The following is a 25,779-nucleotide window of genomic DNA, read 5'->3' as shown; positions in this document are numbered from 1 at the left end:
CTTTCGGCTCGCTATTGACCATCGGTCGGGACTGTCGATCTTGACAGGTGTCGGCTTCTTTTCTGTTTTTTAAGCTCGGTGTCGTTGAGTTATTAACTACCTGAGGAGAAAGACATGAACACCCTGAGCGACAAAGAAAGGATGAAAGCTATAAAAGCTGCTCCCAGGCTTGATGCGAAAGGCTCAATAACCATCACGCTTAATGGGCAGGTCACCAAAACTGAGGACGTTTATATTCTGGATCAGCCCGATAACTCCATTGTCGGGGTTATAGGAGAGGATAAAGGTATAGTCATCGTGCAGTTCAGCTCTCTGACGGCGCCGGGTACCTATGAGATCAAAAAACATAATATCTGGATACAGATGTCGTTCCACGGTTTCTCAGGGGCGGCAAACACTGGAGATTTGACCCTTGAGACCATCGAGATAAAAAACAAATACAAAGGTCGTTTTGACGTGAAAACCGTGGATCACCAGAAAGCTGATGGGGTATTTGACGTACAGAAGGTATAGGTCTGGCAGTCGCGGACAGGTGGACTGGTTCCATGGGAGAGGTTCCCAGCCAGACTTGCTTCACCTCCCCGTGTTCGCGAGGTCGGCGATAGCTCGCAGCCCGGCGGGATCAAGCCCTGTCTCTCCATCTCATGACCCGCTTATTCCCATAAGCCATAACCACCACACTTTGCGTGATATGGCCTGGCAACGTTTGCCGGTATGATAGGCGCCCCCGCAGCCCGGATTGCGAATACGCCATGACATTGCAGTACCCCACCATCGCCGATTGCGTCGGCAACACCCCGCTGGTCCGTTTGCAGCGCCTGCCTGGCGCCACCAGCAACACGCTTTTACTCAAGCTTGAAGGGAACAACCCGGCGGGTTCGGTCAAGGATCGGCCGGCGCTGTCGATGATCACCCGGGGTGAACTGCGTGGACAGATCCGGCCCGGCGACACCCTGATCGAGGCGACGTCCGGCAACACCGGTATCGCCTTGGCCATGGCGGCGGCCATCAAGGGCTACAAGATGATCCTGATCATGCCCGACAATTCCAGCGCCGAACGCAAGGCGGCGATGACCGCCTACGGTGCCGAATTGATCCTGGTGTCCAAGGACGAAGGCATGGAAGGCGCCCGGGACCTGGCCGAGCGCATGCAGGCCGAAGGGCGTGGCAAGGTGCTGGATCAATTCGCCAACGGCGACAACCCCGAGGCCCACTACACCAGCACCGGCCCCGAGATCTGGCGCCAGACCGGCGGCACCATTACCCATTTCGTCAGTTCGATGGGCACCACCGGTACCATCATGGGCACTTCGCGCTACCTCAAGGAACAGAATCCGGACGTACAGATCATTGGTCTGCAGCCGATGGAGGGCTCGGCCATTCCGGGCATTCGTCGCTGGCCCGAGGAATATCTGCCGAAGATCTACCAGGCCGATCGCGTGGACCGCATCATCGACATGGCCCAGAGTGAGGCCGAGGACGTGACCCGTCGGCTGGCCCGGGAAGAGGGTATTTTCTGCGGCGTGTCTTCGGGCGGTGCCGTGGCGGGCATGCTGCGCTTGTCCAAGGAAGTTGAAAACGCGGTGATCGTGGCGATCATCTGCGACCGGGGCGACCGTTACCTGTCCACCGGCATTTTCGACGCGCCCAACTGATGGCCAGGCATGAAAGAGGCCTGCGCTTCCAGCCCAGCGGCGGAAGCCGGGCCCCCCAGGTGCCCACCGGCAAAAAGCAGCGCTTGAGCATCGAACGCCTGGCCAACGATGGCCGGGGTATCGGCTTTGTCGATGGCCGTACCTGGTTCGTCATCGGTGCCCTGGCCGGCGAGGAGGTCGAGGCTCGGGTGCTCGGTGCCCATGGCAAGGTGGTCGAGGCGCGCACCGAGCGTGTGTTCCAGACCAGTGAACTGCGCCGCCCGGCAGCCTGTGCCCACGCCGGTCAATGCGGAGGCTGCAGCGTCCAGCATTTGCCCCACGAAGAACAGCTTGCCCTGAAACAGCGCATGCTCGCCGAGCAGTTGTCGCGGGTGGCCGGCGTCGAACCCGAGGAGTGGGCCGCGCCGCTGAGCGGGCCGGAGTTCGCTTATCGACGTCGCGCCCGGGTGGCCGTGCGCTGGGATCAGAAAGCGAAGAAGCTCGAGGTGGGTTTGCGTGCGGCCGGCAGCCAGGACATCGTTGCCATTGGCGATTGCCCCGTGCTGGTACAGCCCTTGCAGCCGATCATGAGCCGCCTGCCGGATATGCTCAGGCGCCTGAGCAAGCCCCAGGCGCTTGGCCATGTGGAGTTGTTCGCCGGCTCGTCCCTGGCGGTGTTGCTAAGGCACATGGCACCACTATCGGAGGCCGACCTGACGATCCTCAAGGATTTCTGCGCGTTCCATGAGGCCCAGTTGTGGCTTCATGGAGAGGGCGAGCCGCAACCGGCGGAGCCCGGCCAGACCCTGGGTTATCGCCTGGATCCCTGGGGCCTGGAGCTGGCCTATCGACCGGGGGATTTCATCCAGGTGAACGCCGGCATCAACGAGGCGATGATTGCCCAGGCCTTGCAATGGCTGGCGCCTCGGCCCGAGGAGCGGGTGCTGGATCTGTTCTGTGGCCTGGGCAATTTCGCCTTGCCACTGGCCAGGCAGGTACGCGAAGTCGTCGCCGTCGAGGGCGTGCAGGTCATGGTGGATCGGGCTGCGGCCAACGCGCTCAGCAACAATTTGCATAACACTGCCTTTTTTCAGGCCGATTTATCCCAGCCGCTGGCGGGTGCCGAATGGATCGGCGAAGGCTTTTCTGCGGTACTCTTGGACCCACCCCGTGACGGAGCTTTCGAGGTGGTGCGCAAGCTGGCCTCCCTGGGCGCCGGACGGTTGGTATATGTATCGTGCAACCCGGCAACTTTGGCCCGGGACACGGTCGAATTGATCAAGCAGGGCTACCGGTTAAAACGTGCCGGGATTCTCGATATGTTTCCTCAGACGGCGCATGTCGAGGCCATGGCGTTATTTGAAGCGAGCCAGGATGGCTTGTCCGACTGACCCGTTCGTGCCAACCCGCTACAGTCCTGGGCGGAAGCACGGACAACGAAGGTCAGCGATGTTGACGCATTGAATCTGCGTCATAGGGAAGGTAAGTAAAGATGGTACAGGTGAGAGCACACCAGCCGATCAACACCGACGGCAGTATCAATCTCGAGGCTTGGCTCGATCACGCGGTCAGCATCGACATGGCGTTGGATCGCGAAGCCTTGAAGCAAGCCTGCGAGTTCGCTCGCGAGGCGGAACAGCAACACAATGCGGCGAAGAACCTCTGGTCCGAAGGCACCTCGAGTTTTCATACGGGCCTGGAGATTGCCGAGATCCTCGCCGACCTCAAGCTCGACCAGGATTCCCTCGTGGCCGCGGTGCTGTACCGCGGCGTTCGCGAAGGGCAGATCCCGCTCCCGGTGGTCAGCCAGCGCTTCGGTGCGGTGGTCGCCAAGCTGATCGACGGCGTGCTGCGCATGGCGGCCATCAGCGCCAGCCTCAGTCCGCGCCATTCCATGGTCCTGGGTACCCAGGGCCAGGTAGAGAACCTGCGCAAGATGCTCGTGGCCATGGTCGACGACGTGCGCGTCGCGTTGATCAAGCTGGCCGAGCGGACCTGTGCGATTCGTGCGGTGAAGTCCGCCGACGACGAGAAGCGCAATCGCGTCGCCCGGGAAGTGTTCGACATCTATGCCCCCCTGGCCCACCGTCTCGGCATCGGTCACATCAAGTGGGAGCTGGAGGATCTGTCCTTCCGCTACCTGGAGCCCGACCAGTACAAGCAGATCGCCAAGCTGCTGCATGAGCGACGCCTGGACCGTGAGCGTTTCATCACCGATGTGATGACCCAGCTGCGCGAAGAATTGCAGGCCACCGGCGTGGAAGCCGATATCAGCGGCCGGGCCAAGCACATCTATTCGATCTGGCGCAAAATGCAGCGCAAAGGGCTGGAATTCAGCCAGATCTACGACGTTCGCGCCGTTCGCGTGCTGGTTCCGGAAATGCGCGATTGCTACACCGCCCTGGGGATCGTCCATACCCTGTGGCGACACATTCCCAAGGAGTTCGACGACTACATCGCCAACCCCAAGGAAAACGGCTATCGCTCGCTGCACACTGCGGTGATCGGTCCCGAAGGCAAGGTACTGGAGGTGCAGATCCGCACCCACGCCATGCACGAGGAAGCCGAGCTGGGTGTCTGCGCGCACTGGAAATACAAGGGCACCGACGTCAAGTCCGGCTCCAACCACTACGAAGAAAAGATTTCCTGGCTGCGCCAGGTCCTGGAGTGGCACGAGGAACTGGGTGATATCGGCGGCCTGGCCGAGCAGTTGCGGGTGGATATCGAGCCGGACCGGGTTTACATCTTCACCCCCGACGGGCATGCCATCGACCTGCCCAAGGGTGCGACGCCCCTGGACTTCGCCTACCGGGTCCACACCGAGATCGGCCATAACTGCCGTGGCGCCAAGATCAACGGGCGGATCGTACCGCTCAACTACAGCCTGCAGACCGGTGAACAGGTCGAGATCATCACCAGCAAGCACGGCACGCCGAGCCGTGACTGGCTGAACCCGAACCTGGGCTATATCACCACGTCGCGGGCTCGGGCGAAAATCGTCCATTGGTTCAAGCTGCAGGCTCGCGACCAGAACGTCGCCGCCGGCAAGACCTTGATCGAGCGCGAGCTCAGTCGCCTTGGCCTGCCGCAGGTGGATTTCGACAAGCTGGCCGAAAAGGCCAACATGAAGACCGCCGACGACATGTTCGCCGCCCTCGGGGCCGGGGACCTGCGCCTGGCGCAACTGGTCAACCTGGCCCAGCAACTGGTGGAGCCGGAGCGTGGCAACGAACAACTGGAGCTGATCCCGCGCAAGGCCACTGGCTACAAGCCGGGCAAGCGCGGCGATATCCAGATCCAGGGGGTCGGCAACCTGATGACCCAGATGGCCGGCTGCTGCCAGCCGTTGCCGGGGGATGCGATCGTCGGCTACATCACCCAGGGGCGCGGCGTGAGCATTCACCGCCAGGACTGTGCCTCGGTGCTGCAACTGGCCGGCCGCGAGCCGGAACGGATCATCCAGGTCAGCTGGGGCCCGGTGCCCGTGCTCACCTATCCGGTGGACATCATCATTCGCGCCTACGATCGCTCCGGGTTGCTGCGTGACGTGTCTCAGGTGCTGCTCAATGAGCGGATCAACGTGTTGGCGGTCAACACCCGTTCGAACAAGGAAGACAACACCGCACTGATGTCCCTGACCATCGAGATTCCGGGGCTGGATGCGCTAGGCCGCCTGTTGGGGCGGATTTCCCAGTTGCCGAACATCATCGAGACCCGGCGTAACCGGACACCAGGTTAAGCGCAGTCCGAAAAAGTGGGAGCGAGCTTGCTCCCACAGGACTTTTTTGTGATGGGATGGATTGATGTACAGCCTCGAAGACCTGCTCCACTTGATGAACCGTCTGCGGGACCCCCAGTACGGTTGCCCGTGGGACATCAAGCAAACCTACGCGACCATCGTTCCCCATACCTTGGAAGAAGCCTACGAAGTCGCCGATGCCATCGAGCGCGGCGACTTCGATCACCTGCAAGGCGAATTGGGCGATCTGTTGTTCCAGGTGGTGTATTACAGCCAGCTGGCCCGGGAAGAAAACCGCTTTGAATTCGCCGGTGTGGTCGACAGCATCACCCGCAAGCTGATCCGGCGCCATCCTCACGTATTTCCCACCGGCGATCTCTACGCGCCGCTGGATGTACCGCGCCTGAGCGAGGAGCAGGTCAAGCATCGCTGGGAGCAGATCAAGGCTGAGGAGCGGGCTGAAAAGGCCTGCGCTCCGGAGCAGTTGTCACTGCTCGACGATGTGCCAGCGGCCCTGCCGGCGTTATCCCGGTCGGCGAAGCTGCAGAAACGGGCGGGCCAGGTCGGTTTCGACTGGCCGGGTCCACTGCCGGTGCTGGACAAGGTTCGCGAGGAGCTGGACGAAGTGCTGCAAGCCATGGCCGACAATGACCCACAAGCCATTGGCGAGGAGGTCGGCGACCTGCTGTTCAGCGTGGTGAACCTGGCCCGTCATCTCAAGGTCGATCCGGAAACCGCACTGCGCGGCGCCAATGGGAAATTCGAGCGGCGTTTTCGATTTATCGAACAGGCATTGCGCGACACCCACCGTCCCATGGAAGATTGCACCCTAGAAGAATTGGACGCCTTGTGGGGCGAAGCCAAACGTCAGGAAAAGAATTTGCCCAGCTGCGGCTGAGGCCGTTGCCTAAGTGAGTAAGCACCATGAGCCTTTCCCTTCGCGACCAGTTGCTCAAAGCAGGGCTGGTCAACCAAAAGCAGGTCAAGCAGGTCGGCAAAGAGAAGCAGAAGCAGCAGCGCCTGGCCCACAAGGGCCAGATCGAACTGGACGACTCCCAGCAGCGCGCGGCCCAGGAGGCCATGGCGGAGAAGGCGCGGCGTGACCAGGAGCTCAATCGCCAGCAACAGGAAAAGGCCGAGCAGAAGGCCCGTGCCGCCCAGATCAAGCAGTTGATCGAAGTCTCGCGCCTGCCGAAGCTGACCACCGATGATTACTACAACTTTGTCGACGACAAGAAGGTCAAGCGTATCTCGGTCAACACCCTGATGCGTAACAAGCTGAGCAGCGGCTCTCTGGCGATCGTCCATCATGCCGGCGGTTATGAAGTGATCCCCCGCGAAGCGGCGTTGAAAATCCAGGAGCGCGATCCCAAGCGTATTGTGCAGCTCAATACCCAGACCGAAGAAGTGGATGCCGACGATCCGTACGCGGCGTATCAGATTCCGGATGATTTGATGTGGTGAGCCGGACGCAATATCGTTGAACTGAAACACAAAACCTGTGGGAGCGAGCGTGCTCGCAATAGTGGTTATCAGTGCCCCATATGGCGACTGACACTCCGCTATCGCGAGCACGCTCGCTCCCACAGGTTTTTCGTTGTTCAGGATTCTGCCGTCTCCCGCGAGCGCAGCATTTCCTCGCGCTCCAGCTCCGCCTTGTAGCTATGGGCGTCTGTCTCCGAATGGAACATCCCCACCAGCAGATCCTGCTGATGCACATCCCAGATCCGGATGCCGGCGGCAATGGCTTCGTGGGACATGTGGGCATCATCGCGTTCAATTACTTTCACAGTCATCTTTGCAAACTCCAATCTCTGTCATCTGCAGCAAAACGTGTGCAGGACTTTGTTATAGGTTTGCGTAGCCTGCTAAGTAAATGCCCCGGTCCGTTAAGAAGTTTTCATGGAAAGCGCAGCGGTCGTACAGCCCAGGCCGGGCGCGGCATTCGGTCGCAGGGAGGCATCATGAAAAAGGTTTCATATTGGCGCGGCAACCATCCAGCGAAGCTGCCTCCCTGGGGAAAGAGGCTGCCCGCGATACCGAGTGCCAGCCCACTTCCATCGTGAGCAGGTGCACGCAAGGCATGTCATCCCGGACAAAAAGAAGCCCCGCATATGCGGGGCTTCCTGATTATCGAGCCGGATCAGCTGCCTTTGACTGGCTTGCCGTTGACCGTGCCGTCCTGGAGCATGATGTTGTACTCCTTGCCGTCGGTCTCGACCTGTTGCAGGCGTACCAGCAGGTAATCCCAGTCCTTGGCGAACCAGAGTACGGTGATGCGCTTGCTTTGTGTCGGGTCGCGCACACGCTCCACTTTGATCGCGTCGATCTGCCCGGCCTTGGTTTCGACTTTTTCGGCGCCCAGTACGCGGAAGTCATAGGTGTCGACTTCGCCGTCATCGACCACCTGATAGCTCATGCTCTTCTTGCCGGCGGCCACGTCGTGCTGCAAGGCCAGCTGGTAGGTGGATTTATCCACCATGCCTCGGTTGAGCGGCAGCTTCACCGCGTCGCCGCGATCGGTGCCGGTGACCATCTTCGTGTTCCAGTCGAAGTCCAGGTCGGCCTTCTTGGCCTTGCCCAGGCCGCTGCGCTCGAAGTGGTAGGACTGAGGCAGCAGGGTGTCCTTGTCCAGGGTCAGGGTGCTTTCTTCCGTCAGGCCGGCAATCATCATCGATGCCTTGAAGCTCAGCTTCCAGGTGCCGTTGGCTTCCTTGGTCAGGCTGCGCTCGGCAGTGCCGCTCATGGGCAATTGTTTCCAGTCGGCGGTGTAGCTGGCGGAGAAAGGTTGAAGCTCCGCGGCCTGTGCCAGAGGCAGGGCAAGCAGGGCGCAGGCGAAGAGCAGGGCGCGACGCATAAAATCTCCTAGTATCGAATCAAATGGCCGCTGGCGGCGAGCAACTGGCCGTCCAGCGAGGCACCACGATCGTCGAGGGTCAGCCGTCCTTCGGCAAACCAACGCACGGCCATCGGGTAGATCTGGTGTTCCCGGGCGTGGACCCGTTGTGCCAGGCTTTGCGGCGTGTCGTACAACTCTACCGGTATTACTGCCTGTACGACCAGTGGTCCGCCATCGAGTTCCTCGGTGACGAAGTGCACCGAGCAGCCATGCTCCGTGTCCCCGGCCTCCAGTGCGCGCTGGTGAGTGTGCAACCCTTTGTATTTGGGTAGCAACGAAGGATGGATATTGAACAGCCGGCCCTGGTAATGACGCACGAAGCCGGCGCTGAGGATGCGCATGAAGCCGGCCAGGACCACCAGTTGGGGACTGAAGGCGTCGATCTGTTCGATCAGTGCGGCGTCGAAGGCTTCGCGGCCATCGAATGCCTTGTGATCCAGGACGCGGGTCTCGATTCCCGCCTCCTTGGCGCGTTGCAGGCCGTAGGCATCGGCGCGGTTGGAAATCACCGCGCGGATGCGGACCGGGTTGTCTCCGGTCCGCGTGCTGTCGATCAGGGCCTGCAAGTTGCTGCCGGTGCCTGACAGCAGCACCACGACGTCACAGGTTGCAGACATCCGTTCGTGCATCAGTGTGCCTTAAGGTTTTTAAGCTCGACCTGGGCGGCGCCTTCGGCTGCCGCAGCGATGTGGCCGATGACCCAAGGCTGCTCGCCGGCTTCACGCAACACGTTCAGGGCGGTCTCGACGTGCTCCTGGGCCACGCAGATGACCATGCCCACGCCGCAGTTCAGCACGCGGTGCATTTCGGTTTCATTGACGTTGCCTTTTTCCTGCAGCCAGTCGAACACTGCGGGGCGGGTCCAGCTCGCCACGTCGACCACCGCCTGGGCGCCTTTTGGCAGGACGCGCGGGATGTTGTCCAGCAGGCCGCCACCGGTGATGTGGGCCATGGCCTTGACGGCGCCGGTGTCCTTGATCAGCTTGAGCAGCGGCTTGACGTAGATGCGGGTCGGGGCCATCAGCAGGTCGGTCAACGGCTTGCCGTCGAGCTGGGTGTTTTCGATGTCGGCGCCGGACACTTCGATGATCTTGCGGATCAGCGAGTAGCCGTTGGAGTGCGGACCGGAGGACGGCAGGGCAAGCAGGGCGTCGCCGGTGGCGACTTTCGAACCGTCGATGATCTCGGCTTTTTCCACGACGCCGACACAGAAGCCGGCCAGGTCGTAGTCCTCGCCTTCGTACATGCCTGGCATCTCGGCGGTTTCACCACCGACCAGGGAGCAGCCGGACAGCTCGCAGCCGGCGCCGATGCCGGTCACTACCTGGGCTGCGGTGTCGACGTTCAGTTTGCCGGTGGCGTAGTAGTCGAGGAAGAACAGTGGCTCGGCGCCGCAGACGACCAGGTCGTTCACGCACATCGCCACCAGGTCGATACCGATGCTGTCGTGCTTGTTCAGGTTCAGTGCCAGGCGCAGCTTGGTGCCCACGCCGTCGGTGCCCGAGACCAGCACCGGTTGCTTGTAGCCGGCCGGGATCTCGCAGAGGGCGCCGAAACCGCCCAGGCCGCCCATGACTTCCGGACGCGCAGTGCGCTTGGCGACGCTCTTGATGCGTTCGACCAATGCTTCACCGGCGTCGATGTCTACACCGGCGTCCTTGTAGCTCAGGGAGGGTTGCTTGCTCATGATCCAGGCCTTTAGGGGGGGGATTTCTGGGTAACGACCGACCGCCGGGGCCATTGAATACTCGTTGTGCGAGTGATTCCGGATGCCCAGCCGTTGCCGGTCTGCGAAGGCGCGCGATTTTATCAGGCTTGTGGGGCAGCGGCCATCCTCGCGCCGACGGGCAGGAACATATCCGCAGAAAAAAACCGATATTTCTTCTATTGGTGCTGCACGATGCGGCTGTATAAGGTGTAGCCGTAACCGGCTATGGTGACGACCGCGCAAAACTTCCATCGGTGTGTGAGTGTTTTGGCGCATGCCGTGGTCACAGCCATGCTTCGTTTTCTTCACACGGCCTGTTCCAGCCGTCATGTCCGGGAATCTTCCATGCGTCTGATCAAATTCTTGTCTGTGGGCTGCCTGGCGTTGATCAGCCTGGCGAGCCAGGCCGAACCCCTCAATGGTCTTTATCAAGTCTACGAGCCCGTCGCGAGCCAGTCGCCGGACGAGCGCAACCAGGCGACATTGCGCGCCCTGGACACGCTGGTGCTGCGTCTGACCGGCGATGCCGGGGCGGCACAGAACCCCGGGCTGGCGGCGCTCCGCAAGGACCCGCAGCAGATCATTCTCCAGTATGGCTACGACGCCGGCCCTCCCGAGAGCCTGAAGGTGGACTTCGATCCGGTGAGCACCGATCGCGCCCTGCGTTCGGCAGGGCTGTCACTGTGGGGCGCGAACCGGCCTTCGATCCTGGGCTGGTGGCTGAACGAGTCGACCGAGGGTTCGAGCCTGGTGGGTGACGGGCAGCCCAGCGCCGCGCCGTTGCGCCGCGCCGCCCAGCATCGGGGCTTGCCACTGCTATTGCCACTGGCTGACCTGAGCGAACAGATCGTCGCTACCGCGCCGAACCTGGAGGGCACTGACCCGGCTCCGTTGCGCGACGCATCGGAGCGCTACGGCGCCGATGCGCTGCTGGCGGTCCATGCCAAGGAAGAGGGCGGTCAGTGGAAGGGCACCTGGCGCCTGTGGCTGGGCAATCAACGGGAACAGGGCAGTGCCCAGGGCGCCGATGCCGCCGCGCTGGCCGATGCGGTGATGCTGGCGGTGAGTCAGCGTCTGGCCCCGCGCTTCGTCGCCAAGCCAGGGGTGGCAACCGAACAGTTGCTGGAAGTGCAGGGCATGAACTTCGAGCGTTATGCCGCCCTGGGGCGTTTGCTGGAGCCGTTCGGCGGGCAATTGCAGCGGGTCGAAGGGGACCGGATCGTCTATCGGGTCAATGGCAGTGCGGAGCAGCTCAAGGCGCAGTTGGCCCTGGCGAAACTGCAGGAAATTCCGGCCGGCGAGAGCATCGCGCCCGTTCCTGCGGCACAACCGCCAGCCGATGGTTCGGCCACGGCCCCCGCTGCGCCCCCCGCACCGACGGCCAACCTGCGGTTTCGCTGGTAGTTTTCCTTCTATATAGCCAGGAGTTGTTCATGGGTGATACGCGGCGTTGGTTCTGGTTGGGCGGGGTCGCCCTGCTGTGCGCGCTAATCTATCTGTTGCATCCGATTCTGACCCCGTTCCTGGTGGCGCTGCTCCTGGCCTATCTGTTCGATCCGGTGGTGGATCGCCTGGAGAAGCTCGGCCTGTCGCGGACCTGGGGCGTGGTGACGGTGTTTGCCCTGTTTACCCTGATCGTCATCGCGCTGTTGCTGGTGTTGATTCCCATGCTGGCCAAGCAACTGCTGCGCCTGTATGAACTGGCACCGCAGATGCTCGATTGGCTACAGCACACAGCAGTGCCCTGGGTACAGTCCAGGCTGGGTCTGGCGGATGGTTTCTGGAAGTTCGACAAGGTCAAGGCTGCCATCAGCGAACATATGGGCCAGACCACCGACATCGTTGGCGTGGTGCTGAGCCAGGCCACAGCCTCGAGCCTGGCCTTGATGGGGTGGCTGGCGAACCTGGTGCTGATTCCGGTGGTGAGTTTCTATCTGTTGCGGGACTGGGACCTGATGATGGCCAAGATCCGCGGCCTGCTGCCGCGTCACCGGGAGGAGCAGATCATGACCCTCACCGGCGAATGCCACGAGGTGCTGGGTGCGTTTGTGCGGGGGCAGTTGCTGGTGATGGTGGCGCTGGGCTTCATCTATGCGGCGGGACTGATGCTGGTTGGGCTGGAGTTGGGTCTGCTGATCGGCATGATCGCCGGCCTGGCGGCCATCGTACCGTACATGGGCTTCGTGATCGGTATCGGCGCGGCGTTGATCGCCGGGCTGTTCCAGTTTGGTGGCGACCTGTATCCCATGGTCGGCATCGTGGCGGTATTCATGGTGGGCCAGGCCCTGGAAGGCATGGTGCTGACTCCGTTGCTGGTGGGCGATCGCATCGGCCTGCACCCGGTGGCGGTGATCTTCGCGATCCTGGCAGGCGGTGAGTTGTTTGGTTTTACCGGGATCCTGCTGGCGCTGCCGGTGGCGGCGGTCATCATGGTGCTGGTGCGCCACGCGCGTGACCTGTACAAGGATTCGGACCTCTACAGTGGCGTCGAAGACCCCGATCTGTAGGGCGCGACCGGCCGGGGCGCCAGGGAAATGGTCGCCATGCCGTGTTGCTGCTGCAAACCTTTGATTTTGCTCGTGGAGCGGCGCATTGTGCGGTCTGCTTCACGAGTATAAACTTTGCGAACTTTACACAGAGGCCACTAACGGTTCCTTGGAACTGTCCAGCCAGCATGAAACCGATTCAGTTGCCCCTAGGTGTGCGTCTGCGTGATGACGCCACCTTCATCAACTACTACCCAGGCGCGAATGCCGCTGCACTCGGCTATGTCGAGCGGCTATGCGAAGCCGACGCCGGCTGGACCGAGAGTCTGATCTACCTGTGGGGCAAGGATGGGGTTGGGCGTACGCACCTGTTGCAGGCGGCCTGCCTGAGATTCGAGCAATTGGGCGAGCCGGCGGTGTACCTGCCATTGGCTGAATTGCTGGACCGTGGCGTTGAAATCCTCGACAACCTCGAACAATACGAACTGGTCTGCCTGGACGATCTCCAGGCCGTGGCCGGCAAGGCCGATTGGGAAGAGGCGCTGTTTCATCTTTTCAACCGGTTGCGGGACAGTGGTCGGCGCCTGCTGATCGCTGCCTCCACGTCTCCCCGGGAGTTGCCGGTAAAGCTGGCGGACCTCAAGTCTCGTCTCACCCTGGCGCTGATCTTCCAGATGCGTCCGCTTTCCGATGAAGACAAGCTGCGTGCCTTGCAGTTGCGCGCTTCCCGGCGCGGACTGCATCTGACCGATGAGGTGGGGCATTTCATTCTTACCCGTGGCACCCGCAGCATGAGTGCACTGTTCGAGTTGCTCGAGCGCCTCGACCAGGCCTCCCTTCAAGCCCAGCGCAAGCTGACCATTCCTTTCTTGAAAGAAACCTTGGGCTGGTAGAGCCTGTCCGACTAGTGGCTCTTGGCCTGCTTTGCGCACGAGCAAACCCGCGGCCCTGCTGGGTTGCAGGCCACGCGACATTCAAAATGGGCTTAAGCGCTTAGATGTGATGGCAAAACCGGGAAGTCACATTTTTATCGATTGAATTTGCAAATGAAGTCGATAGAAGGCATAGTCTCGCCATCTTTACAACTACAGCCACGGTCGTGCCCATGCTAAATCGCTTCGCACCCCTCGTGCCTCTCGCACTCGTTACCCTGTTGTTCGGTTGCGCTGCCCACTCCCCAGTGACCCAGCAAGAGCAGCAACCACAGGTCAAGAATTCCGTTACCGCCCAGTCTTCCTCCGTTGCGTTCCAGGAAGAAGTGGCCTCCGACAAAGAGCTGGCGGCCTTCGCCAGCAACAAGCCCTATCAGCTTCCCGTGCTGGCCGACAGCATCCTGGAGCGTGGCATGTCCCTGATCGGGACCCGCTACCGTTTTGGCGGCACCTCCGAGGCGGGCTTCGATTGCAGCGGTTTCATCGGTTATCTGTTTCGCGAAGAGGCCGGCATGAACCTGCCGCGTTCCACCCGCGAAATGATCAACGTGAATGCCCCGCTGGTGGCTCGCAATCAACTGGAGCCGGGTGACTTGCTGTTTTTCAGCACCAATGGGCGCCGTGGACGTGTCAGCCACGCCGGTATCTACCTGGGTGACAACCAGTTCATCCACTCCAGCAGCCGTCGCAGCGGTGGCGTACGCATCGACAGCCTCGGTGACAGCTACTGGAGCAAGACCTTCATCGAAGCCAAGCGCGCCCTGGCCATGGCGCCGACTGTGGTCACCGCTCGCAAGTAAGCGCACAGTTTGTAAGGCAAACTTAAAGTCTTACTTGAAGTTTGCCTCATAGCCGCTAGAATCCTTGATCATTGATTGATGGCAATCCGCCTGCGTTCCAGCAGGCGGATTTGTTTTCATGCCCCGGCAGGAAAAAGCCGCATCCAGATCAGGATCGTTCTGCATATGTCGACGTCGGCCCGCCTCGCTACCCTTCTCCTGGCCGCGCTGCTCAGCGCATGCGCCAGTCGAACCCCGCCCCCTGCGCCTGTGCGTGCTCCGGTGGTATTCGCTCCCTCGCAACCCGTGTCCCCGGCCGCCGAAGACGTACTCTTCCGGGCGCTTGGCCTGGTGGGCACGCCTTATCGCTGGGGTGGCAACACACCGGATTCGGGTTTCGATTGCAGCGGCCTGATCGGTTATGTCTATCGCGACGCGGCCGGTATTTCCCTGCCACGTTCGACCCGCGAAATGATCGGCATGCGAGCCCCGGAAGTCGGTAAGGATGCGTTGCAGAGCGGGGACCTGGTTTTCTTCGCCACCAATGGCGGTTCCCAGGTCAGCCACGCCGGAATCTACGTCGGAGAGGGCCGTTTCGTGCATGCGCCGGCCACCGGTGGGACGGTCAAGCTCGATAGCCTGTCCAAGGCCTATTGGCAGAAGGCTTACCTGGGCGCCAAGCGTGTATTGCAGCCTGAGCATCTGGCACGCAATCCCTGACGTAGATCTTCAGGCCAGCGAGGACCTGTGGCGAGGGGATTTATCCCCGCTGGGCTGCAAAGCAGCCCCAAAGACAGCGGCTTGGATGCGATCGGCCTGAAAACTCCGCATTTCAAGCTCTAGGGCTGCTGCGCAGCCCCGCGGGGATCAATCCCCTCGCCACAGAAGAGTGCGATCAGCGCTATTGGGCAGACACCCGCCAGATCTTGTTCCCCACATCATCGGCCACCAGCAATCCACCCTGTTTGTCGATCACGACACCTACCGGGCGGCCCTGGGCTTTTTCGTCGGCGTTCAGGAAGCCGCTCAGCACATCGACAGGTTGCCCGACCGGCTTGCCAGCACTGAAGGGGACGAAAATCACTTTGTAGCCACTGTGGGGCTTGCGATTCCATGAGCCGTGCTGCCCGATGAACGCTCCCTCGGTAAATGGCGCGGGCAGGTTGCTGCCCTCGGCGAAGGTCAGGCCCAGCGACGCGGTGTGAGGCCCGACGGCATAGTCCGGGGCGATGGCCTTGGCCACCAGGTCCGGTTTCTGGGGCTCGACCCGAGTATCGACATGCTGCCCGTAATAGCTGTAGGGCCAGCCATAGAAGCCGCCATCCTTGACCGAGGTGATGTAGTCCGGCACCAGGTCGCTGCCGATCTCGTCCCGTTCGTTCACCGCTGTCCACAGCGCTCCGCTGCGCGGCTCCCAGGCCAGGCCGTTGGGGTTGCGCAGGCCCGAGGCAAAGATGCGGTGGTTGCCGCTGGCGCGGTCCACTTCCCAGATGGCCGCACGACCTTCTTCAGCCTCCATGCCGTTCTCCGCGACGTTACTGTTCGAGCCGGTGGTGACGTACAGCTTGCTGCCGTCGCGGCTGGCGATGACGTTTTTGGTCCAGTGGTGGTTGAGCGTGCCGCCCGGCAAGTCGACGACCTTGGTGGGCTGCGCCTTGATTTGCGTGTCGCCGTCCTTGTAGGGAAAACGAATCAACCGGTCAGTGTCGGCCACGTACAGGTCATTGCCCACCAGGGTCATGCCGAACGGCGAGTTGAGGTTCTCCAGGAAAACCGTGCGGGTTTCGGCGATGCCGTCGTGATTGGCGTCACGCAGCAGTGTGATGCGATTGGGGCTTGGCACTCCGGCGCCGGCGCGACCCATGACCTTTTTCATTACCCAGCCGCGCACGCCCTTGGAATCGTCTGGCTTGGGTGGGGCATTGGTTTCGGCTACCAGCACATCGCCGTTGGGCAGCACATAGAGCCAGCGTGGATGATCCAGGCCTTCGGCGAAAGCCTTCACTTGCAGGCCCTGGGCCGGCGTCGGCTTGGCGCCGTCCGGCCAGCCGACAGCTTCGGCGATGTTCACGGTGGGGATCAGGGTCTTGTTCGGTTCCGGCAGCTTCGGCGATGGGCCGGTGCCATCGGACACTTGCAGCGTGGACGATTCGCCGCAAGCGACAAGCCCTGCGGCAAGGACAATGGTCAGGAGATGAGGCGGCTTGAGCATGCTGGCTTCCCTATGAATGCATGTGGTTATTCATAGAGAAGCGTAGACGCGCGATGGTTCCACCCGTCAGCCGTGGGCCTGCTTGAACAGTACGGCGATCCCCGGATGATAATGACCGGCCTCGTTGCGCAACTTGCGGTAGGCGTAAGGGAAATACCAGGCCACGGCGCAGGAGTTTTCCTTCTGCAGTTCATCGACCATGTCCTGCAGCTCTTCGGGCGTGGTGCTTTGCTGGGCTTTTTGCGGCGCGACGAACAGGCAGCCCAGCTTCAGGTCGCTGGCGTAGCTGATGCGCTTGGCGTCGCTGGTGGCTTCGAGCAAGGGCTGGGTCAGGTTGAGGCTCTTGACCTTTGGCCAGCGCTGGGTGGCCTGGATGAAGGCGCGCTCATCCGTACCGGCAATGAACAGGTGGGCCCTGGCGTTGCGTTCGCCTTCTTCATTCTGCTTGCGGGTCGGGGCGTCCTGCAGCGTGACCATCTCGGCCATCCAGGCCGCTGCCGAGAGCAATCCCAGGTTGGCTTTTTCGTCGAACCAGTACGGCGTGTCGTTATCCCCGCGCACGGTGTTGTAGCGATCGATGCAGTCGAACCAGCGTTCGAGCATCGGGCGCAGGAACTCCAGTTTTGGATTGCTGATGATCATGCCTTGCATGCGTTGCCCCCTGTTGTTCTTGTGATATCGGGTGGTAATGTCCATTTGATATCATTTGCCGCATCATGGCACAACATTGACGTCATTTTATTGATCCTGGCCAATAAGCGACGCCCGGCCCGCGGTGGCTTTAATTGACGCTCCTGCCCCAACCCTCTAACCTTCGCGGCTTGTTTCAGGTGCTTTGTGGCCGCAGGCCGACAAAGTGAAACAGGGAAGCCGGTGAGCCCATGCGAGCCCGGCGCTGCCCCCGCAACGGTAAATGAGTCAAGGCTGCCCATGAGCCACTGCGTCCAAGGACGTGGGAAGGCGGGTAGCCCGGCATCACGCCGCTCATGAGCCCGGAGACCGGCCTGATCCATTCAACGGCGTCACGGTGGGCGATGCCAGGCTTGTTGCCGTCTCTTTTTGTGCCCGCCCGCCGTTATCCAGTCCCAACGGAGGCCTCCCCATGACCGGTTCCCCCATTTCCGATGCGTCCGATCGCGACGAACGTCACCTGGCGCGCATGCTGCGCAAGAAAGCCGTGATCGACGAGCGTATTGCCAACGCGCCGAACGAGTGCGGCCTGCTGCTGGTGCTGAGCGGCAACGGCAAGGGCAAGAGCAGCTCTGCGTTCGGCATGCTCGCGCGGGCCATGGGGCATGGCATGCAATGCGGCGTGGTGCAGTTCATCAAGGGGCGCAACAGCACCGGGGAAGAACTGTTTTTCCGTCGCTTCCCGGAGCAGGTGCGTTTTCATGTGATGGGGGAAGGATTTACCTGGGAAACCCAGGACCGCCAGCGCGATATCGCTGCTGCCGAAGCCGCCTGGGCGGTGTCGCGCCAGTTGCTGGGCGATCCGTCCATCGGCCTGGTCGTGCTCGATGAACTCAATATCGCCCTCAAGCATGGATACCTGGACCTGGACCAGGTGCTGAGCGACCTGCAGGCCCGCCCGCCCATGCAGCATGTGGTGGTGACCGGGCGTGGCGCCAAGCCGGAAATGATCGAGTTGGCGGATACCGTCACCGAGATGGGCATGATCAAGCACGCCTTCCAGGCCGGCATCAAGGCGCAGAAGGGTGTCGAGCTGTGAGCGATGCCCGCATGCACAGCCGCCAGTGCCCGGCCGTCCTGATCGCAGCCCCTGCCTCGGGGCAGGGCAAGACCACCGTCACCGCCGCGCTGGCCCGGTTGCATCGCAACCAGGGGCGCAGGGTGCGGGTATTCAAGTGCGGTCCGGATTTTCTCGATCCGATGATCCTGGAGCGCGCCAGCGGCGCGCCGGTCTATCAGCTGGACATGTGGATGGTCGGCGAGCAGGAAAGTCGACGGCTGTTGTGGGAAGCCGCCGGGGAGGCGGACCTGATCCTGATCGAAGGCGTGATGGGGCTGTTCGACGGCACCCCGTCCAGTGCCGACCTGGCGCGGCATTTCGGTGTACCGGTGCTGGCGGTGATCGACGGAACGGCCATGGCCCAGACGTTCGGCGCCCTGGCCCTGGGCCTGGCGCGTTATCAAGCGGACCTGCCGTTTGCCGGGGTGCTGGCCAACCGGGTCGGCACCTTGCGGCATGCGCAACTGCTCGAAGGCAGCCTGACCGAAGGGCTGCGCTGGTACGGCGCGTTGTCCCGGGAAACCGGTATCGAATTGCCCAGCCGTCACCTCGGCCTGGTCCAGGCCAGTGAGCTGAATGACCTGGATCTGCGCCTTGATGCTGCCGCCGAGGCCCTGGCGAGCAGTTGCGAAGTGACGCTGCCGCCGGCCGTGACGTTTGCCGCACCCGAGGTGGTGGCCGTGCAACCCTGGCTCGACGGCGTCCGTATCGCCGTGGCGCGGGACGAAGCGTTTGCGTTCACCTACGGCGCAAGCCTCGACCTGCTGCGGGCCATGGGCGCGCAGTTGAGCTTTTTCTCTCCGATCCATGACACGACGCTGCCCGAAGCGGACAGCCTCTACCTGCCTGGCGGTTACCCGGAGCTGCACCATGTCGCCCTGGCCCGGAACGCGTCGATGCTGGCGGCGATCCGGGCTCACCATGAGGCTGGCAAGCCCTTGCTGGCCGAATGCGGCGGCATGTTGTACCTGCTGGATTCGCTGACCGATGTCGAAGGTACTCGCGCCGAGCTGCTGGGCCTGCTGGCCGGCGAGGCGCAGATGCAGAAACGCCTGGCGGCCCTGGCCCTGCAAGCGGTGGAGCTGCCGGAAGGCACCTTGCGGGGCCATACCTACCATCATTCGCTGACCAGCACCGATGTTGCGCCGATCGCTCGTGGCCAGAGTCCCAATGGCGGGCGTGGAGCCGAGGCGGTTTTCCGGCAGGGGCGGATGACGGCTTCCTATGTTCACTTCTATTTTCCATCAAACCCGAGGGCGATCGCCGCGCTGTTCGCGCCGGTCCCCGAGGCCGCCTTCGCGAACACGTTCGATCACCTGACTCCAGTGGAAGCGGGCTTGCTCGCGAAAAGGCCATGACCGACAACGCTTTCTCCCAGGCCGAACGCGACGCCATCTACCGCGCCATCGCCGAGCGCCGCGACATGCGCCACTTCGCAGGTGGCTCGGTTGAGCCGGCCTTGCTGCGGCGCCTGCTGGAAGCGGCGCATCAGGCTCCCAGCGTGGGCCTGATGCAGCCGTGGCGATTCATTCGCATCAGTGACCGCGCCCTGCGCGGCAATATCCGGCAGTTGGTGGAAGAGGAACGTGTTCGCACTGCCGAGGCCCTGGGCGAGCGTAGCGATGAGTTCATGAAGCTCAAGGTCGAAGGCATCGACGACTGCGCCGAAGTGTTGGTGGCCGCGTTGATGGATGATCGCGAGCGGCATATCTTCGGGCGTCGGACCTTGCCGGAAATGGATCTGGCCTCGCTGTCCTGCGCCATCCAGAACCTGTGGCTGGCCGCCCGTGCCGAAGGGTTGGGGATGGGCTGGGTGTCGTTGTTCGAGCCCCAGGCCCTGGCCGACCTGCTGGGGTTGCCCGTCGGCGCCAAGCCCCTGGCGATTCTGTGCCTGGGGCCGGTGCAGAGCTTTTACCCGGCTCCGATGCTCACCCTGGAGGGCTGGGCGCAATCGAGGCCGCTCAATGAACTGCTTTATGAAAACCGTTGGGGCGTGAGCTCATGAGCGTGGCACTGCTCAGCGCTGCTGCGGTGGCGTTGGATGCGTTGCTGGGCGAACCTCGACGCTGGCATCCGTTGGTGGCGTTCGGCGGATTTGCCGATCGCATCGAACAACGTTTCAACGGGGGCGGGCGCGGCTGGCGCAGCCACGGTGTCACGGCGTGGTTCATCGCCGTGGTGCCGTTGACCTTGCTGGCCACGGCCTTGTCCTGGGCCCCCCTGGTGGGTTGGCTGGTGGACATCCTGGCCTTGTACTGCGCCCTCGGGCTGCGCAGCCTGGGGGAACATGTCGAGCCGGTAGCCCGGGCGTTGCGCAGTGGGGACCTGGACGAAGCGCGTCGGCGGGTGGGCTATCTGGTCAGCCGTGAGACCCGTGAGCTGGACGAAACCGCTGTCGCGCGCGCTGCCACCGAATCGGTGCTGGAGAATGGCAGCGACGCGGTATTCGCCGCCTTGTTCTGGTTCGCCGTGGCCGGCGCGCCCGGCGTGGTGTTGTACCGCTTGAGCAATACCCTCGATGCGATGTGGGGCTACCGCAACGAACGCTTCGAGCGGTTCGGTTGGGCTGCGGCCAGAATCGATGATGGCCTCAATTACATTCCGGCGCGGCTGGTGGCGTTGACCTACGCGTTGCTGGGGAAAACCCGAGTGGCGCTGCGGTGCTGGCGTCGCCAGGGGCCGACCTGGGACAGCCCCAACGCCGGGCCCGTCATGGCGGCCGGTGCCGGGGCGCTTGGGGTCGAGCTGGGAGGCGCGGCGGTTTACCACGGCGAGCTGCACCAGCGTCCGCCTTTGGGCGAGGGCGTTCCGGCGAGCGCCGATTCCATCGATCGCGGCTGGCAACTGGTCCAGCGCGGCGTATGGTTGTGGTTGCTGATCCTCTGCCTGGGAGCCGAGTTTTATGCTTGAGCACGGTGGGCGCCTGCGCAACGCGGCCCGGCAATACGGTATTGCCGAGGCGCAATGGCTCGATCTGTCCAGCGGCCTGGCGCCCTGGCCGTTCGAGGTTCCGGCGATTCCACTGCGCGCCTGGGCCCGGCTGCCTGAGGCGGATGATGGGCTGGAACAGGCGGCCCGCGATTATTACGGCGCTGAGCATGTGCTGCCGGTGGCAGGTTCCCAGATGGCCATCCAGTTGTTGCCCCGCCTGCGCCGCACCGGCAAGGTCGGCGTGCTGTCGCCCTGTTACGCCGAGCACGCCGAGGCCTGGCGCCGAAGTGGCTACATCGTGCGGGAAGTGCTGGAAGCGGAAGTGGATTTCTTCCTCGACAGCCTCGATGTGCTGGTGGTGGTCAACCCGAACAACCCCACGGGCCTGAGCCTGAGCCCGGAGCGTCTGCTCGACTGGCATGCCCGGCTGGCCCAGCGCGGTGGCTGGCTGGTGGTCGATGAAGCGTTCATGGATGTCACGCCGCAACTGAGCCTGGCGGCCCATGCCCATCAGGTCGGTCTGATCGTGCTGCGTTCGTTCGGCAAGTTCTTTGGGCTGGCCGGAGTTCGCCTGGGCTTTGTATTGGCCGAGCGGCACTTGCTCAGGTTGTTGGCCGAACAGGTCGGGCCATGGGCCGTCAGCGGGCCGACGCGGGTGCTGGGGCAGGCCTGTTTGCTGGACCATGCCGCTCAGGTCCGCCAGCGACAGCGCTGTGAAGTCACCAGCCAGCGCCTGGCGCTGACCCTGGAGCGTCATGGCTTCAAGCCCCAGGGCGGCTGCGGGCTGTTCCAGTGGCTGGTGACCGAGCATGCCCAGATGCTTCACGATTTCATGGCCCGCCGCGGCATTCTCCTGCGCTTGTTTTCCCACAACAGCAGCCTGCGGTTCGGGCTTGCAGCCGACGATGCAGAATTCCTGCGCCTCGAACAGGCATTAGAGGCCTACACCAAGGATCTTCCATGACCACTTTGATGGTGCAGGGCACCACATCCGATGCCGGCAAAAGTACCCTGGTGACGGCGCTGTGCCGCTGGGTCCGCCGCCAGGGCGTCAGCGTGGTGCCGTTCAAGCCGCAGAACATGGCGCTCAACAGCGCGGTGACCGCCGATGGCGGCGAAATCGGGCGCGCCCAGGCGGTACAGGCCCAGGCCGCAGGCCTTGAGCCCCATACCGACATGAACCCGGTGCTGCTCAAGCCCAACAGCGACACCGGGGCCCAGGTCATCATCCATGGGCGTGCCGTGACCACCATGAACGCCGTTGCCTATCACGATTACAAAGCCATCGCGATGCAAGCGGTATTGGCCTCTCACCGGCGGTTGAGCGAGGCCTATCCGGTGGTGATGGTGGAAGGTGCGGGATCGCCGGCGGAAATCAATCTGCGGGCCGGCGACATCGCCAACATGGGCTTTGCCGAAGCGGTGGACTGCCCGGTCCTGCTGATCGCCGATATCAATCGCGGCGGGGTCTTCGCCCATCTGGTGGGCACCCTGGAATTGCTGTCGCCCAGCGAGCAGGCGCGGGTGAAAGGCTTCGTCATCAACCGATTTCGCGGCGACATCGCCTTGCTGCAGCCGGGCCTGGATTGGCTTGAGGCGCGTACCGGCAAACCGGTTATTGGCGTGTTGCCCTACGTGACGGATCTGCACCTGGAGGCCGAGGATGGCCTCGACCAGCGCCAGGCCGACAAGGTCGGGCAGGTGCTCAAGGTGGTGGTGCCGGTGTTGCCGCGCATCAGCAACCATACCGATTTCGATCCGTTGCGCCTGCACCCGCAGGTGGACCTGCAATTCATCGGCCCTGGCCAGGCCATTGCGCCGGCCGACCTGATCATCCTGCCCGGTTCGAAAAGCGTGCGCAGCGACCTGGTCTATTTGCGTGCCAACGGCTGGGAGGCGGCTATCCAACGCCACTTGCGCTATGGCGGCAAACTGCTGGGGGTCTGCGGTGGTTTGCAGATGCTCGGCCAGCAGGTCCACGACCCGCTGGGGCTGGAGGGCGCGGCGGGCTCCAGTGCGGGGCTGGGTTTGCTGGCCTTTGAAACGACGCTGGAGCACGAAAAACAACTGCGTAATGTCCGCGGGCGATTGGCCTTGGAAGAGGCTGAGGTCAGCGGCTATGAGATTCACGCGGGGGTGACCACTGGACCGGCCCTGGAAAACGCAGCGGTGTACTTGGAAGACGGCCGTTGCGACGGCGCGAAAAGTCTCGATGGGCAGATTGTCGGCACCTACCTGCATGGACTGTTCGAATCTCCCCAGGCCAGCAGTGCGTTGTTGCGCTGGGCTGGGCTACAGGATGTGCAGGCAGTGGATTACCACGGCTTGCGCGAGCGGGACATCGAGCGGTTGGCGGATCTGGTGGAGCGGCATCTGGACACTGGGTTGTTGCGTGAACTCTGCGGGATCTAGGGTGGCTGTGCCGGCCTCATCGCGGGCAAGCTCGCGCCCACATTGGATTTCTGATGACCACAGAATTCATGAACCCCCAGGATCAACTGTGGGAGCGCGCTTGCTCGCGATGGCGCCAGTCGCCACACCGCCAAATAAAGGTAATGACTCATGCTCCAACTGATCCTCGGCGGCGCCCGCTCCGGCAAGAGTCGCCTGGCGGAAAAACTCGCCACGGACACTCAATTACCCGTGACCTACATCGCCACCAGCCAACCCCTGGACGGCGAGATGAACGCACGGGTCGCCCAGCACCGCGCCCGTCGCCCGGCCGAATGGGCGCTGGTGGAAGAGCCATTGGCCCTGGCCCGGGTGCTACAGGAAAACGCCGCACCCGGGCAATGCCTGCTGGTGGATTGCTTGACCCTGTGGTTGACCAACCTGCTGATGCTCGACGACGCCGAGCGGTTGAATGCAGAACGCGATGCGCTGCTGGACTGCCTTGCTGCGCTGCCCGGCGACATCATTTTTGTCAGCAACGAGACCGGCATGGGTGTCGTGCCGCTGGGTGAGTTGACTCGCCGTTATGTCGATGAAGCCGGTTGGCTGCATCAAGCCTTGGCCGAACGGTGTCAGCGTGTCGTGCTGACCGTCGCCGGCCTGCCCCTGACTCTCAAAGGTACTGCGTCATGACTCACCGCTGGTGGCTGGACCCCTGCAAGCCCCTCGATACCCAGGTCCTGGAACAGGCCGCCGCTCGTCAGCAACAGCTGACCAAACCGGCCGGCTCACTCGGCCGGCTGGAGTCGGTGGCGGTGCAACTGGCGGGGTTGCAAGGGCAGGTCAAGCCGAATCTGGATCAAGTCTGGATCGCGATTTTTGCCGGCGATCATGGAGTCGTGGCCGAGGGCGTATCAGCCTTCCCTCAAGAAGTGACCGGGCAGATGCTGCTCAACTTCGTCAGCGGCGGCGCGGCCATCAGTGTCCTGGCGCGGCAACTGGAGGCCCGGCTGGAAGTGGTGGACCTGGGCACGGTGACGCCGTCGCTCGAATTGGCGGGTGTCAGGCATCTGCGGGTCGGGCCTGGTACCGCGAATTTTCTCCATGGCGCGGCGATGACCCCGAAGCAGGGCGTGCAGGCTTTGCAAGCGGGGCACGACAGCGTGGCGCGCGCGGTCGAGGTCGGCACGCAGTTGTTCATCGGTGGCGAAATGGGCATCGGCAACACCACCGCGGCCAGCGCCCTGGCTTGCGCCTTGCTGGATTGCCCGGTGGCTCACCTGGTGGGGCCGGGTACGGGACTGGACGCGGCGGGTATCAGCCGCAAGGCGCTGGTCATCGAACGCGCCCTGGCGTTGCATGGTGCCCAGGGCAACGACCCGCTGCAGACGCTGTTCAACCTGGGCGGTTTTGAAATCGCAGCGCTGGTCGGTGCCTACCTGGCCTGTGCCCAACAAGGTGTCGCGGTGCTGGTGGACGGTTTCATCTGCAGTGTCGCGGCATTGGTGGCGGTGCGGCTCAATCCGGGCTGCCGGCCATGGCTTCTGTTCGCCCATCGCGGTGCCGAGCCAGGGCATCTCCATGTGCTGGAAACCCTCGGAGCCGAACCGCTGCTCGATCTGGGCCTGCGCCTGGGCGAGGGCAGCGGCGCGGCGCTGGCGGTGCCGCTGTTGCGCCTGGCTTGTGGCCTGCACGGGCAGATGGCGACGTTTGCCGAGGCCGCCGTGGCGGATCGCCCGGCATGACCTTGCGCCTGGACCTGTTGCGTCACGGCGAAACCGAGCTGGGAGGCGGGCTGCGAGGCAGTCTCGACGATGCCCTGACGGCCAAGGGGTGGGAGCAGATGCACACGGCCGTCGCTCAAGGCGGGCCCTGGGATCGGCTGGTGAGTTCACCCTTGCAGCGCTGTGCCCGTTTCGCCGAACAACTCGGCGCCCGGCTCAACGTGCCGGTGCACTTGGAAAAAGACCTGCAAGAGCTGCATTTTGGCGCCTGGGAAGGTCGCAGCGCAGCGGCGTTGATGGACACTGATGCCGAGGCACTGGGCCAGTTCTGGGCCGATCCCTACCGGTTCACCCCGCCCGACGGCGAGCCGGTACTGGCGTTCTCGACACGGGTCCTGGCGGCGGTGGACCGTCTGCATGCGGCCTATGCGGGGCAGCGCGTCCTGCTGGTCAGTCATGGCGGTGTGATGCGCTTGCTGCTGGCTCGTGCCCGGGGGCTGCCACGGGAGCAGTTGCTCAACGTCGAAGTGGCCCATGGCGCGCTGTTTTCACTGCGCGTGTCCTCCGGTCCGGTTCTGGCGGAGATGACCTGAC

Annotated in this window: 26 protein-coding genes and 1 riboswitch; of the genes, 20 read left to right on the top strand and 6 right to left on the bottom strand. The window is 62.9% G+C overall.

Annotated features, from left to right (window positions below):
* The first annotated feature begins 114 nt into the window (after positions 1 to 114).
* The 6 genes from AC1M7R_RS04355 (at position 115) to AC1M7R_RS04330 (ending at position 6,837) form a co-directional block, all read left to right on the top strand.
* On the top strand, positions 115 to 513 hold the full coding sequence (locus AC1M7R_RS04355; protein ID WP_072394059.1) for a hypothetical protein: 399 nt from the start codon (positions 115 to 117) through the stop codon (positions 511 to 513).
* Positions 514 to 752: 239 nt separating this feature from the next.
* Positions 753 to 1,655, top strand: coding sequence for a cysteine synthase CysM (cysM, locus tag AC1M7R_RS04350; protein ID WP_490610263.1), 903 nt, complete (start codon positions 753 to 755; stop codon positions 1,653 to 1,655).
* On the top strand, positions 1,655 to 3,025 hold the full coding sequence (rlmD, locus tag AC1M7R_RS04345) for a 23S rRNA (uracil(1939)-C(5))-methyltransferase RlmD (protein WP_072394053.1): 1,371 nt from the start codon (positions 1,655 to 1,657) through the stop codon (positions 3,023 to 3,025). The genes cysM and rlmD overlap by 1 nt, the downstream gene beginning before the upstream one ends.
* A gap of 101 nt (positions 3,026 to 3,126) precedes the next feature.
* Positions 3,127 to 5,373: a GTP diphosphokinase gene (gene relA, locus AC1M7R_RS04340; protein WP_072394050.1), complete on the top strand. Its 2,247-nt coding sequence runs from the start codon at positions 3,127 to 3,129 to the stop codon at positions 5,371 to 5,373.
* A 64-nt stretch (positions 5,374 to 5,437) separates the two neighbouring features.
* Positions 5,438 to 6,271, top strand: coding sequence for a nucleoside triphosphate pyrophosphohydrolase (gene mazG / locus AC1M7R_RS04335; RefSeq protein WP_072394047.1), 834 nt, complete (start codon positions 5,438 to 5,440; stop codon positions 6,269 to 6,271).
* Between the two features lie 26 nt (positions 6,272 to 6,297).
* The gene (locus tag AC1M7R_RS04330; protein WP_072394044.1) at positions 6,298 to 6,837 is read left to right on the top strand and encodes a DUF2058 domain-containing protein; all 540 of its coding nucleotides are present in this window, start codon (positions 6,298 to 6,300) and stop codon (positions 6,835 to 6,837) included.
* A 137-nt stretch (positions 6,838 to 6,974) separates the two neighbouring features.
* Here AC1M7R_RS04330 and AC1M7R_RS04325 read toward each other — a convergent pair whose 3' ends face one another.
* From AC1M7R_RS04325 to purM, 4 genes are all read right to left on the bottom strand, one after another.
* A complete protein-coding gene (locus AC1M7R_RS04325; RefSeq protein WP_072394041.1) occupies positions 6,975 to 7,169 on the bottom strand; it encodes a hypothetical protein in 195 nt (64 codons plus the stop codon).
* A 347-nt stretch (positions 7,170 to 7,516) separates the two neighbouring features.
* Complete coding sequence (locus AC1M7R_RS04320) at positions 7,517 to 8,230, bottom strand: DUF3108 domain-containing protein (RefSeq protein WP_072394038.1); 714 nt, start codon at positions 8,228 to 8,230, stop codon at positions 7,517 to 7,519.
* Positions 8,231 to 8,238: 8 nt separating this feature from the next.
* Positions 8,239 to 8,889, bottom strand: a complete 651-nt coding sequence (gene purN, locus AC1M7R_RS04315; protein WP_490610262.1) for a phosphoribosylglycinamide formyltransferase — start codon at positions 8,887 to 8,889, stop codon at positions 8,239 to 8,241.
* A gap of 11 nt (positions 8,890 to 8,900) precedes the next feature.
* Positions 8,901 to 9,959, bottom strand: coding sequence for a phosphoribosylformylglycinamidine cyclo-ligase (gene purM / locus AC1M7R_RS04310; protein WP_072394035.1), 1,059 nt, complete (start codon positions 9,957 to 9,959; stop codon positions 8,901 to 8,903).
* Between the two features lie 366 nt (positions 9,960 to 10,325).
* On the opposite strand from purM, the gene AC1M7R_RS04305 reads away from it, so the two are divergent.
* The 5 genes from AC1M7R_RS04305 to AC1M7R_RS04285 all read left to right on the top strand — a co-directional run bounded on the left by AC1M7R_RS04305 (position 10,326) and on the right by AC1M7R_RS04285 (position 14,897).
* Positions 10,326 to 11,384, top strand: a complete 1,059-nt coding sequence (locus AC1M7R_RS04305) for a DUF2066 domain-containing protein (protein ID WP_072431641.1) — start codon at positions 10,326 to 10,328, stop codon at positions 11,382 to 11,384.
* A 29-nt stretch (positions 11,385 to 11,413) separates the two neighbouring features.
* Complete coding sequence (locus tag AC1M7R_RS04300; protein WP_072394029.1) at positions 11,414 to 12,487, top strand: AI-2E family transporter; 1,074 nt, start codon at positions 11,414 to 11,416, stop codon at positions 12,485 to 12,487.
* A gap of 167 nt (positions 12,488 to 12,654) precedes the next feature.
* Positions 12,655 to 13,359 (top strand): DnaA regulatory inactivator Hda, encoded by a 705-nt coding sequence (gene hda / locus AC1M7R_RS04295; protein WP_003178999.1) that lies wholly within the window; start codon positions 12,655 to 12,657, stop codon positions 13,357 to 13,359.
* Positions 13,360 to 13,571: 212 nt separating this feature from the next.
* On the top strand, positions 13,572 to 14,198 hold the full coding sequence (locus AC1M7R_RS04290; protein ID WP_072394026.1) for a C40 family peptidase: 627 nt from the start codon (positions 13,572 to 13,574) through the stop codon (positions 14,196 to 14,198).
* Positions 14,199 to 14,363: 165 nt separating this feature from the next.
* Entirely contained in the window at positions 14,364 to 14,897 is a 534-nt protein-coding gene (locus tag AC1M7R_RS04285) for a C40 family peptidase (protein ID WP_072431640.1), read from the top strand.
* 181 nt (positions 14,898 to 15,078) lie between these two features.
* Here AC1M7R_RS04285 and AC1M7R_RS04280 read toward each other — a convergent pair whose 3' ends face one another.
* Entirely contained in the window at positions 15,079 to 16,389 is a 1,311-nt protein-coding gene (locus AC1M7R_RS04280; protein ID WP_072394020.1) for a PQQ-dependent sugar dehydrogenase, read from the bottom strand.
* A 66-nt stretch (positions 16,390 to 16,455) separates the two neighbouring features.
* Positions 16,456 to 17,040 (bottom strand): hypothetical protein, encoded by a 585-nt coding sequence (locus tag AC1M7R_RS04275; RefSeq protein WP_490610473.1) that lies wholly within the window; start codon positions 17,038 to 17,040, stop codon positions 16,456 to 16,458.
* A gap of 160 nt (positions 17,041 to 17,200) precedes the next feature.
* Positions 17,201 to 17,411, top strand: a riboswitch (cobalamin riboswitch).
* An 80-nt stretch (positions 17,412 to 17,491) separates the two neighbouring features.
* On the opposite strand from AC1M7R_RS04275, the gene cobO reads away from it, so the two are divergent.
* The 9 genes from cobO (at position 17,492) to cobC (ending at position 25,778) form a co-directional block, all read left to right on the top strand.
* The gene (gene cobO, locus AC1M7R_RS04270; RefSeq protein ID WP_207956415.1) at positions 17,492 to 18,118 is read left to right on the top strand and encodes a cob(I)yrinic acid a,c-diamide adenosyltransferase; all 627 of its coding nucleotides are present in this window, start codon (positions 17,492 to 17,494) and stop codon (positions 18,116 to 18,118) included.
* Positions 18,119 to 18,129: 11 nt separating this feature from the next.
* Complete coding sequence (locus tag AC1M7R_RS04265; protein ID WP_072431648.1) at positions 18,130 to 19,497, top strand: cobyrinic acid a,c-diamide synthase CobB; 1,368 nt, start codon at positions 18,130 to 18,132, stop codon at positions 19,495 to 19,497.
* Positions 19,494 to 20,144 (top strand): 5,6-dimethylbenzimidazole synthase, encoded by a 651-nt coding sequence (bluB, locus tag AC1M7R_RS04260; RefSeq protein ID WP_490610261.1) that lies wholly within the window; start codon positions 19,494 to 19,496, stop codon positions 20,142 to 20,144. Before AC1M7R_RS04265 ends, bluB begins: the two co-directional genes overlap by 4 nt.
* Positions 20,141 to 21,049 (top strand): adenosylcobinamide-phosphate synthase CbiB, encoded by a 909-nt coding sequence (gene cbiB, locus AC1M7R_RS04255; protein WP_490610260.1) that lies wholly within the window; start codon positions 20,141 to 20,143, stop codon positions 21,047 to 21,049. Before bluB ends, cbiB begins: the two co-directional genes overlap by 4 nt.
* Positions 21,042 to 22,034: a threonine-phosphate decarboxylase CobD gene (cobD, locus tag AC1M7R_RS04250; RefSeq protein ID WP_490610259.1), complete on the top strand. Its 993-nt coding sequence runs from the start codon at positions 21,042 to 21,044 to the stop codon at positions 22,032 to 22,034. Before cbiB ends, cobD begins: the two co-directional genes overlap by 8 nt.
* On the top strand, positions 22,031 to 23,482 hold the full coding sequence (locus AC1M7R_RS04245; RefSeq protein WP_490610258.1) for a cobyric acid synthase: 1,452 nt from the start codon (positions 22,031 to 22,033) through the stop codon (positions 23,480 to 23,482). Before cobD ends, AC1M7R_RS04245 begins: the two co-directional genes overlap by 4 nt.
* A gap of 150 nt (positions 23,483 to 23,632) precedes the next feature.
* Complete coding sequence (cobU, locus tag AC1M7R_RS04240) at positions 23,633 to 24,154, top strand: bifunctional adenosylcobinamide kinase/adenosylcobinamide-phosphate guanylyltransferase (RefSeq protein WP_072394005.1); 522 nt, start codon at positions 23,633 to 23,635, stop codon at positions 24,152 to 24,154.
* Positions 24,151 to 25,206, top strand: coding sequence for a nicotinate-nucleotide--dimethylbenzimidazole phosphoribosyltransferase (gene cobT, locus AC1M7R_RS04235; protein WP_072431635.1), 1,056 nt, complete (start codon positions 24,151 to 24,153; stop codon positions 25,204 to 25,206). The genes cobU and cobT overlap by 4 nt, the downstream gene beginning before the upstream one ends.
* Positions 25,203 to 25,778, top strand: coding sequence for an alpha-ribazole phosphatase family protein (gene cobC, locus AC1M7R_RS04230; RefSeq protein WP_490610257.1), 576 nt, complete (start codon positions 25,203 to 25,205; stop codon positions 25,776 to 25,778). Before cobT ends, cobC begins: the two co-directional genes overlap by 4 nt.
* Position 25,779 lies beyond the last annotated feature (1 nt).

It is taken from the genome of Pseudomonas sp. MS01C9 (assembly GCF_058202755.1).
This window is presented reverse-complemented; position numbering and strand designations above follow the sequence as displayed.